This window comes from Streptomyces sp. NPDC001770, from assembly GCF_053596135.1.
On the sequence record NZ_JBSFFN010000058.1, the window covers coordinates 23649 to 33677 of the forward strand.

The 10029-nt window shown below is 72.1% G+C and carries 8 protein-coding genes and 1 pseudogene; 3 read left to right on the forward strand and 6 right to left on the reverse strand.

The window, feature by feature from the left end; all coding sequences use genetic code 11:
• Nucleotides 1-8: 8 nt before the first annotated feature.
• From ACWCSV_RS32410 to ACWCSV_RS32435, 6 genes are all read right to left on the reverse strand, one after another.
• Nucleotides 9-1130: an SCO2583 family membrane protein gene (locus ACWCSV_RS32410; protein ID WP_451148434.1), complete on the reverse strand. Its 1122-nt coding sequence runs from the start codon at nt 1128-1130 to the stop codon at nt 9-11.
• Nucleotides 1131-1381: 251 nt separating this feature from the next.
• Nucleotides 1382-1987, reverse strand: coding sequence for an SCO2584 family spore wall biosynthesis protein (locus ACWCSV_RS32415; RefSeq protein ID WP_451148436.1), 606 nt, complete (start codon nt 1985-1987; stop codon nt 1382-1384).
• Between the two features lie 87 nt (nt 1988-2074).
• The gene (locus ACWCSV_RS32420; protein ID WP_451148438.1) at nt 2075-3358 is read right to left on the reverse strand and encodes a glutamate-5-semialdehyde dehydrogenase; all 1284 of its coding nucleotides are present in this window, start codon (nt 3356-3358) and stop codon (nt 2075-2077) included.
• A 184-nt stretch (nt 3359-3542) separates the two neighbouring features.
• Entirely contained in the window at nt 3543-4055 is a 513-nt protein-coding gene (locus ACWCSV_RS32425) for a hypothetical protein (protein WP_451148440.1), read from the reverse strand.
• A gap of 122 nt (nt 4056-4177) precedes the next feature.
• Nucleotides 4178-5305: a glutamate 5-kinase gene (proB, locus tag ACWCSV_RS32430; RefSeq protein WP_451148446.1), complete on the reverse strand. Its 1128-nt coding sequence runs from the start codon at nt 5303-5305 to the stop codon at nt 4178-4180.
• Nucleotides 5306-5529: 224 nt separating this feature from the next.
• Nucleotides 5530-6816, reverse strand: a complete 1287-nt coding sequence (locus tag ACWCSV_RS32435; protein WP_451148448.1) for an acyltransferase family protein — start codon at nt 6814-6816, stop codon at nt 5530-5532.
• A 297-nt stretch (nt 6817-7113) separates the two neighbouring features.
• Between ACWCSV_RS32435 and ACWCSV_RS32440 the strand changes: the two genes are divergently transcribed.
• The 3 genes and pseudogenes from ACWCSV_RS32440 to ACWCSV_RS32450 all read left to right on the forward strand — a co-directional run.
• A complete protein-coding gene (locus ACWCSV_RS32440) occupies nt 7114-9144 on the forward strand; it encodes a glycosyltransferase family 2 protein (RefSeq protein ID WP_451148442.1) in 2031 nt (676 codons plus the stop codon).
• Between the two features lie 92 nt (nt 9145-9236).
• Nucleotides 9237-9836 carry a dTDP-4-dehydrorhamnose 3,5-epimerase gene (rfbC, locus tag ACWCSV_RS32445; RefSeq protein WP_390963312.1) on the forward strand — a complete coding sequence of 200 codons (600 nt, stop codon included), beginning with the start codon at nt 9237-9239 and terminating at the stop codon, nt 9834-9836.
• Between the two features lie 93 nt (nt 9837-9929).
• Nucleotides 9930-10029: pseudogene (locus ACWCSV_RS32450) on the forward strand (recombination regulator RecX); the annotation flags it as partial.

The window sequence follows — 10029 nt, forward strand, 5'->3', positions numbered from 1 at the left end:
CCCCGGCGCTACGTGAGCCCCGGCCTCGGGTACGCCGGGGCCCGCAGGGCCGGCGGGGCCTGGCCGAGCGCAGGGCTGATCTCCAGCGTTCCGCAGAGCCCGCCCGCGGGGGTCCCGGTCGCGTACGGATCGGTGCCCCCGGGTCCGGCGGGGTCGGCGCGCTCCCCGGCGAGCAGAGGGCGCAGCGCGGGGGCGGTCCCCGAGGAGCAGGACTCCGGTCCCGCCTGTACGTACGCGGTGCGCAGTTCCAGCCGGTGCAGCCTCAGGTCGTCCCGGTCGAAGCGGAAGTGCAGCAGCCGGTGCACGGTGAACAGGGAGGCGCCGTCCGCCTGCTGGGGGCCGTTGACGGCCGGGCGCACGGCGTAGGTGAAGGTGTGGTCCGCGACCACCTCCAGCCGGCTCGCGTCCGTCTCCGAGTAGGCGAGGGTCCCGAAGACCCGGATCGCGGGGTCGGCGAGTTCGGCGCGGGCCGGGTCGAAGCGCACCAGCCAGCCGGCCGCGGGATGCCTGCCGCCCCCGGCCGGGCCTTCCATGCTCAGGTCGAACTCGGCGGCCTGGTCCGGGTCGAGCAGGGCCTTGACCGTCCCGGTCTCCTGACCGTCGAGGACATCGGGGTTGAGCGAGGACTCCACCAGGAAGTCCTTGGCGGTGGCCAGGGCCGCCATGACCTGGCTGACGGAGAAGTTGTCGGTCCGCCGGACCGCCGGCAGGTTGATCCCGGCCGCCCCGACGCGGAAGTGCGCGGCCGGGCCGTGCTCGATGAGTGAGCCGGGGGTCCCTCCCGGTACGGCTCCGCGCGGGGCGAGCGGCACGACGGTGGCCTGGAGCGGTTCCGCGCGGCCGGGTACGGGGGCGGGCAGCGGCTGGCGGAAGCCGATGTACACGGCGGTGGCGAAGGCGAGCGCGACGAGCACCACCATCGTGGTGGCGAGGCCGGGGCTCCTGCGCGAGGAGCGCCGGGGCAGCGAGCGGACGGCGCGGGCGTGCTCGCCCATGCGTTCCTGGGCGGAGAACTCCTGGAGTCGGGCAGCCCGGACGAAGGACTCGTCGAAGACGAGCGAGCGGTATTCGTCCTCGCCGTCGGCGGGGCTCTCGGGCTGCTCTTCCGGTGGATCTCCGCGGCCTGCCATGACTTCTCCCGATCTCCACACCACCGGCCGAGGTCGGTGCGCAACGGTCTGCCCGGCCAGGCGGCCGAGGGCAGCGAGAAGCCCCCTCCGGAAGAGGGGTCACACAGTGAGAGTAGGTCGAATGCCCCTCGCGTAAACGCGGTGGCCGGGGCCAACCGCACAGTTCGCACGACTGGGCGCTACGGGGCGATACGGCCGGACGGGGGACACGGCACACGCCCCGGGCGCGGGAACCACGCTGGAGAGCCCGCTCAGGGCGTGCGCGGGACGGCGGCGGCCGGGGCGTGACGGCCCATCGGCAGGGAGGGCAGCAGGTCCGCCGGGCCGGCCGGGTCCGCGGTGGTGTCCACGCCGCGGGTGGCGGGCGGGACGTGGTCCTGGCTGTCGGCCGAGGCACCGCGGTAGACGGCACTGAAGGCGAGCGCGACCATCCCGATCCCCATCACCAGCGCCAGGAGCCAGGCGACCGGCCTGTGCCAGCGCGCGGAGCCCCGGTAGGGGCGCAGCGCGCCGCCGTGGGGTCCGTACGGGCCGCGGCCGGTGCCGTGGCCGGGGTCGTAGTCGAGGTCGTCGGGGTCGAGCGAGCCGCCGCGCCCCGACGCGTTTCCGGGGGAGCCGTAGTGGCCGTACGGGTCGCCGTCGCGGCCGGCGCCCGCCGCACGCGACCGGGTGGCCTCGGCCTCCGCGCGTGCCTCGGCGGCGGCGACCAGCCGCTCCACCGCGGTGGGCTCGTGGATCCTCGCGGCCCGTACGAAGTCCTCGTCGAAGACCACGGTGGCGAAGTCCTCGTCCGCGCCCCCGCGGTCGTCGTCGGGCTCCGAGCCGTCCGGGAACGGCCTGCCCCCCGCGTCGTCCACGGAATCAGCGTAGCCGTGGAGGGGCGGTCCGGTCAGGGAGACGGAGAAGTCTCCCCGGCCGGGCGCCCGGCTGGACGGCCCGGCCGGCTACCGGGTGTGACCGTCGCCGGTGACGATGTACTTCGTGCTGGTCAGCTCCGGCAGCCCCATCGGGCCCCGGGCGTGCAGCTTCTGCGTGGAGATGCCGATCTCCGCGCCGAATCCGAACTGGCCGCCGTCGGTGAAGCGGGTGGAGGCGTTGACGGCGACCGTCGTCGAATCGACCAGCTGGGTGAACCGGCGCGCGGCGGCCTGGGAGGTGGTGACGATCGCCTCGGTGTGGCCGGAGGACCAGAGCCGGATGTGGGCCACGGCGGCGTCCAGCGAGTCCACCACGGCGGCGGCGATGTCGTAGGAGAGGTACTCCGTCTCCCAGTCCTCCGGAGTGGCCGGTACGACGGTCGCCTTGGACCCCTCGGCGTACGTCAGGACGCGCTCGTCGCCGTGCACGGTGACCCCGGCCTCGGCCAGCGCGTCCAGTGCCAGGGGCAGGAACTGGTCGGCGACGTCCCGGTGGACGAGGAGCGTCTCGGCGGAGTTGCAGACGCTGGGACGCTGCGCCTTGGAGTTGACGAGGATGTCGACGGCCATGGCCAGGTCGGTGTGCGCGTCCACGTACACGTGGCAGTTGCCGGTGCCGGTCTCGATGACGGGGACGGTGGATTCCTCCACGACCCGGCGGATCAGCCCCGCGCCTCCGCGCGGGATGAGGACGTCCACCAGGCCCCGGGCCCGCATGAGTTCGCGGACGGAGTCGTGGGTGTCGCCCGGGACCAGCTGCACCGCGTCGGCCGGGAGCCCGGCGCCGCCGACCGCGTCGCGCAGTACGCGCACGAGGGCGGTGTTGGAGGCGTACGCGGACGAGGAGCCGCGCAGCAGCACGGCGTTGCCGGACTTGAGGCAGAGGACGGCGGCGTCGACGGTGACGTTGGGGCGGGCCTCGTAGATGATGCCGACCACGCCGAGCGGCACCCGGACCTGGCGCAGGTCGATGCCGTTGGGGAGGGTGGAGCCGCGCACGACCTCGCCGACCGGGTCGGGCAGGGTGGCGACCTGACGCACGTCGGCGGCGATGGCGCGGATGCGCTCGGACGTCAACGTGAGCCGGTCGACGACCGATTCGGCGGTGCCCGCGGCCCGGGCGCGGTCGACGTCCTCGGCGTTGGCCGCGATGATTTCGCCCGCGCGCACCTCCAGCGCGTCGGCCACGGCGAGCAGCGCGTCGTCCTTGGCTGCGCGCGGGAGCGGCGCGATGTCGGCGGCGGCAGCGCGCGCCCGGTAGGCGGCCTGCGCGACCGGGGACATGTTGTCGTACGGGGTGAGCGTGGTCATGCCCGCAGGGTAGTGCGCGGGCTGTGGTGGTCCGGCCGGTATTTCGTGATGCGAGACGTCCGGAGACCGCCCGGGGGGCGGGAGCGGGTTTCGTGTGCGGGACGTTTGGGACCGCCCGGGGGCGGCAGCGGGCCGGACACGCGCTCCCACCACCGGGGTCGTGGGCGCGCTCCCGCCTCCGGGGTCAGTAGGGGTGCACGCCGACCGGTGCGGCGGGCGGCGGGCCGTACCCCTCGGCGACGCGCTGGTGGTAGGTCTCCCGGTCGATGACTTCGAGGCCGACGATCTCCCACGGCGGCAGCTGGGCGGTGGAGCGGTGCTCGCCCCAGAGCCTCAGGGCGACGGCCGCCGCGTCGTGCAGGTCCCGGGCCTCTTCCCAGTACCGGATCTCCGCGTGGTCGTTCGCGTACCGGCTGGTCAGCAGGAAGGGGTGGTCGTGGGCGAGTTGTTCCAGCCCGCGTCTGACCTCCCCCAGTGGGGTCTCCGTCCCGGACACGCAGAGCGTGATGTGCCACAGCCGGGACTGCGTGGCCTCCCCCTTCGCGGCTACCGGGTCGTGGCCGGTGGTGCGGTCCTCGGCCCGGTCGGACGTGCGGTCGGCGGGCGGACTCCGGTCGAAGCCGGTTCCCGCTCCCACGCTGGTCAGTGCGCGGGTGCCCGCTCCTCGGGGCGGCGCCCCCGGGCGCGCTCGTCTCACCGGCGGCCTCCTGTGGATGTGTTGCTGTGCTGTTCCCCTGCGTACCCCCGCTACAAAGTTGACCAGCCCGAGGGCGGGCGTGGGGCGGTTTTGGTGAAGCTCTCCGTCAGGAGTGCGGAGTTTCAGCCGATTCGGGGCGTCGAGGGGGGCATGAGAACGACGAGGTCGTCCCTGTGTACGACCTCACGTTCGTACGCGGGTCCGAGTTCGCGGGCCAGATCGTGCGTGGAGCGGCCGAGCAGCTGGGGGATCTCCCTGGCGTCGAAGTTGACGAGGCCGCGTGCGACGGCCCGCCCCGCGGGGTCGCGGAGTTCGACGGGGTCTCCGGCGGTGAAGTCGCCGTCCACGGCGCTGATGCCCGCGGGCAGCAGGGAGGTGCGGCGTTCGACGACGGCCCGTACGGCTCCTTCGTCGAGGACGAGCGCGCCCTGCGGGGCCGAGGCGTGGGCCAGCCAGAGGAGGCGGTCGGCGGAGCGGCGGCCGGTGGGATGGAAGTAGGTCCCGGTGTCCCGTCCGGCGAGGGCGTCGGCGGCGTGCCAGGCGGAGGTGAGGACGACGGGGATGCCGGCGGCGGTGGCGATCCGGGCCGCCTCCACCTTGGTGACCATGCCGCCGGTTCCGACACCGGCCTTGCCCGCGCTGCCGATCGTGACGCCGGCCAGGTCCTGCGGGCCGGCGATCTCGGCGATCCGCGAGGTACCGGGCGTGCTGGGGTCGCCGTCGTAGACCCCGTCCACGTCGGAGAGGAGGACGAGCAGGTCGGCGTGGACGAGGTGGGCGACGAGCGCTGCCAGGCGGTCGTTGTCGCCGAAGCGGATCTCGTCCGTGGCGACGGTGTCGTTCTCGTTGACGACGGGCAGGGCGCCCATGTCGAGGAGCTGGTCGAGGGTGCGGTAGGCGTTGCGGTAGTGGGCGCGGCGGCTGGTGTCGTCGGTCGTCAGCAGGACCTGGCCGACGCGTACGCCGTAGCGGGCGAAGGAGGCCGTGTAGCGGGCCACCAGCAGCCCCTGGCCGACGCTGGCCGCCGCCTGCTGGCGGGCGAGGTCCTTCGGTCTGCGGTGCAGGCCCAGCGGGGCCAGCCCGGCGGCGATCGCGCCGCTGGAGACGAGGACGATCTCCCGCTCCCCGCCGCTGCGGACCTTGGCGAGGACGTCCACGAGGGCGTCGACCCGGTCGGCGTCGAGTCCGCCCACCGCGGTGGTGAGCGAGGAGGAGCCCACCTTGACGACGATCCTGCGGGCCTCGGTCACCTGTTGTCTTGCCACTGTCTCCGCTACCGATGTCACAGGGGCGAATGTATGCCAGTCCGGGCGCCGGACGCACCGCTGTTCCGTCTCCTGGACACGGAGTGGTAACGGCGGCCCCCGGGGCTGCGGGCGGGCGGCGCACGAGAACGCCCCGGCCGCGGCGGGCGCCGTCGGTGATCGGCGGTGCCCGGGGCGGCCGGGGCGTTCCGGTGCGTGCGTGCGGGGCGTCAGCCCGTGCGGGTGCCGCTCTCCGCGAGCGTCCGGTCCTGGCCGGAGTCCTCGGCCGGGCTCTCCGTCTCCCCGGGGGGAGCGGGCTGGGCGGCCGGAGGGGCGGTGCGGGCGGCCGGCTTGCGGCCGATGTCCTTGAGCCGCATCGCGGGCTTCTCGATCAGGTGCCAGGAGAGCGCCGCGACCGCCAGCGTCCCGCCGAGCGACATCGCGAGGTAGGGCCAGAATCCCCAGCGCGCGAAGCCGACGGCGGTCAGCGACTGCTGGACCGCGAACCCGTAGATGTAGACGCCGTACGAGAGGTCGTTGCGGGCCCCGATGCGGCGGAACGGCCCGGGGAGCCGGATCGCGAGCCAGAGCAGCAGGTAGGCGAAGGCGGGGATGCCGACGACGAAGAGGTACCCGTAGTGGATGCTGCCGAGGAGCAGGACGGCCGAGAGGATGCCCAGCGGGTCGCTGACCGGGATGCGCTCCCGGTACATCTCGATCACGGCGCCGATGGCGAACGCGAAACCGAGATAGATGAGGATGTCGGGGTCGAACTTGCCCATCACGGGGAAGATCTCGAAGCTCGTGGCGTACGACGAGTCGGAGAATCCCGCCCAGTGCGGGGTGGCCAGGGCCGGGTTGATCACGAAGAAGCCGAGGACCACGGCCACCAGGAGCACGACGCGGCGGGCGCGGGCGAGCACGCCGGTCAGGGCGAGCAGGGCGACGCCGAAGTAGCAGAGCACCTCGTAGCGCAGCGACCAGAGCGCGGCGTCGATGCTGGGGCTGTGTGCCAGGCCGGAACCCGCGGAGTGGGCGATGACCCCGGAGACGTCGTTCTGGCGGGGGGCGATCGCCCAGTTCGACTCCATGTAGTCGAGCGGCCCCCTGTCGTGGCCCCAGAAACCGTCCAGACTTCCCTGTTGGCGCCAGTAGAGGAAGGGGGCGATGACAAAGGCGGTGACGGCGAGGCAGACCCAGAGGCCGGGCAGCAGGCGCAGAGCGCGGTGCCAGAGGTAGCGCCCCAGCGGGAGCCGGTTGCCACTGCGGGTCACGAGAATGCCCGACAGCACGAAGAAGCCGTAGACGGAGAGCTTGCCTAGGTCGGTCTGCCCGTGGCTGAACCAGTGACCGAACTCCTTGTCCCCGAATCCCAGCACGCTGGCGTGCGAGACGACGACGGCGGAAGCCAGACACAGCCGGATGAATCCGAGACTGTTGTTCCGGCCCTTGAAGCAGTCGGCGACCGATCCGTGGGACCATTTGATCCGGCCGACGGCGTTACGCGTACGAGTGATGACGGCACCTCTAACCGAAGAAGCGGCGAACCGGCTTCCCGACCGGCACGCGAGGCTTGCGGGAGAGCAACGCCGCAACAGTGCAAGGCCGTTGTTGCGTACACCACTTGGCCTCGCTGGAGCCCCTGCTCGACCCCACACCTCTGGTGCACCGTACATGACATCCCGCCCGGACCGAACTGTTCGATGCACCACAACCGCTATGGTGCTTCCGGGCGGCGACCCTCGCCCTCAATCGGTCTCCGATCCCGACACCGCCTTCGCGTTCAGGGTTCCCACAAGAGATGGGACACAGTTGTGTCAGTCAAAGTCAGCGTCATCATTCCGGTGTACAACCCGGGAAAGTACATCGACCCCGCCATCGACTCGTTGCTGCGTCAGACCCTGCCCGCGAGCGAATTCGAAGTGCTGTTCGTCAATGACGGCTCGACCGATGACACACGCGAGCGCCTCGAAAAGCTCGCCACTGAGCACCCGCACTTCCGCGTGATCACCATCCCCAATTCCGGGTGGCCGGGCAAGCCTCGCAATATCGGCGTGGCGGAGGCCAAGGGCGAATACGTACAGTTCCTCGACCAGGACGACTATCTGGCGTCCGAGGCCCTGCTGCGCCTCTACAACATGGGGCACCGCAACGGTTCCGACATCGTCATCGGCAAGGTGGCCAGCAACTTCCGCGGCGTTCCGCACGGTGTCTTCAAGGCCAACCGGGAGAAGTGCACCCTGCGCGACGCACCGCTCTACGACTCCCTGACGCCGCACAAGATGTTCCGGACGGAGTTCCTCCGCGAGAACTCGATCGCCTATCCCGAGGGCAAGCGCCGCCTTGAGGACCAGCTCTACATGATGCAGGCGTACTTCCCGGCGAAGGTCGTCTCCATCCTCGGGAACTACACCTGCTACTACTACTCGCGGCGCGACGACGGTCAGAACGCGGGCTCCGCGAAGCTCATCCCCTCGGGCTATTACGGAAACCTCCGCGAGGTCCTCGACGTCGTCGTGGAGAACACCGAGCCGGGTGAATTCCGCGACCTCCTGCTGCGCCGCTTCTACCGTGTGGAGATGTTGTCGCGTCTCAGTGAACCCGCCGTGCAGAAATACGCGCCGGAGTACCGCGACGAGATGATCGACGCCGTCCAGCCCCTGGCACGCGACTTCATGCACGACGGCGTGCACGACGGGCTCGGCCCGATCCAGCGGCTCCGCTCCACGCTGCTGCGCAACGACGACCGCGAGGGGCTGGTCCGTATCGCCCGGCTCGCCGGCTCCATCAAGGCGGCAGCCCGCCTGGAGAAGTTCGAGTGGCAGCCGGACGGCCGCATCCGGGTCGACATCACCGGCCGGCTCGTGCACGGCGACGACCAGGCGCCCGTGACCCTGGTGCGCCGCGACGGCCGCCTCCACCTGCACCCCGACCTCACGGCGGACCTGCTGCCGACCGGAGAGCTGCTGGACGTCGAGGACGACCTAGACGGCTACATGGCGGAGATCTCGCTGCGCAACCGCGAGACGGCCGTCGAGTGGCCCTGCCCCGCCAAGTTCACCTCGGAGGTCAAGGAGATCTCCGAAGGCGTCTTCGAGGTCGTCCTGACCGGCCACGGCCACGTCACCTCGGAGGGCGTCAAGAACCGCGGCCGCGTCTCGCGCGGTTTCTGGGACATCTGGGTGCCGCTGCGCGGCCTCGGCGTGGTCCGCAAGGCCCGGCTCGGCGCCGACCGCGACCCGTCGGTCGACGCGGACTGCCTGCCCGCCTCGCTGGGCTCGCCCGCCCGCGCGGTCATCCCGTACTTCACCGACCCGCACGGCAACCTCACGCTGGACGTGGCACGGCGCGCCAAGAAGCTGGCCGTGTACCTGGAGGGCCGCCCGGTCCTGCGCACCCCCGGCAGCAAGACGGAACTGCGCCTGGACATCGTCACGACGACCTCCACGGCGGCCTCCAAGGCCGAACTGGTGCTGACCGCCGCCGGCGGCACCGACCGGGTGCTTCCGACGACACTCCGCCCGGTCCAGGGCCGCGCCCACGTGTCGGTGCCCGCCAAGGCCGCGGACGTGCCGCCGGGTGAGTGGAAGCTCTCGGTCCGCCTCGACGGCGCCAAGAGCGCCGCCGTGCCGCTCGCCGACGTGCGGGTGGAGCGGGGCGGGAAGATCGTCCTCGTGTCGGACCTGGCCGAGGTGAGCCCCGCCATGCTGAGCGCGATGGCCTCCGCCCGCCGCAAGGCGACCGTGCGCGGCGCGCTGCGGACCGTGGGCGGACCGATCGTCCGCCGGCTGCCCGCCAAGGCCCGCAAGAAGGCGCGTGGGCTCGCCGCGAAGGTGGCCGGCTGACAGCCGGCCGTCCCGTACCGGACGGCCGGCTCACAGCCTCGCCGGGGAAACCGAAGTACAAGAGAAGCGAAAAGAACAGGAACGTGAATCAGATGCGGCAGCTCGACATCGCCGGAGCCTGGGTCCAGGAGCCCAAGGTCTTCCCCGACAGCCGGGGTAGCTTCCACGAGTGGTTCAAGGCGGCCGACTTCACCGAGGCGGCCGGCCACGGGCTCCAGCTCGCCCAGGCCAACTGCTCGGTGTCGAGCCGGGGCACCCTGCGCGGCATCCACTTCGCCGACGTCCCGCCGAGCCAGGCCAAGTACGTCAAGTGCGTGCGCGGCGCGGTGCTCGACGTGATCGTGGACATCCGGGTCGGCTCCCCCACGTACAAGCAGTGGGAGGCCGTCCGCCTCGACGACGTGGACCACCACGCGGTGTACCTCTCCGAGGGCCTCGGCCACGCCTTCATGGCGCTGACCGACGACGCCACCGTGGTGTACCTCTGCTCCGAGGGGTACGCCCCCGGCCGCGAGCACGGGATCAACCCGCTCGACCCGGAGCTGGGCATCGAGTGGCCCGAGGGCATCACCCCGCTGCTCTCCGACAAGGACGCCGCCGCCCCCACGCTGGCCGAGGCCGAGGCACAGGGCCTGCTGCCCTCCTTCGAGGACTGCCAGGCCTACTACGAGCAGCTGCGCGCCCGGGGCTGACCCGGCGACAGACCGTACGAGAACGCCCGGCCGGGGTCACCGGCCGGGCGTTCGGCGTTCCCGGGCGGCGGCCGGCCCCGTCTCTCCTTCCGGCGGCCGGCCCCAGGGCTCGACCGGGACAAGCGGTTGCGCCGCCTCGCGGGCATGCTCGCCCGCAAGGGATACGGAGAAGGCATGGCACTCCGCGTGGTGC

Bases quoted from the DNA above. Each gene is read 5' to 3' on its own strand.
- rfbC (WP_390963312.1), top strand. From the start codon at position 9,237: ATGCGGCAGCTCGACATCGCCGGAGCCTGGGTCCAGGAGCCCAAGGTC.
- ACWCSV_RS32410 (WP_451148434.1), bottom strand. From the start codon at position 1,130: ATGGCAGGCCGCGGAGATCCACCGGAAGAGCAGCCCGAGAGCCCCGCC.
- ACWCSV_RS32420 (WP_451148438.1), bottom strand. From the start codon at position 3,358: ATGACCACGCTCACCCCGTACGACAACATGTCCCCGGTCGCGCAGGCC.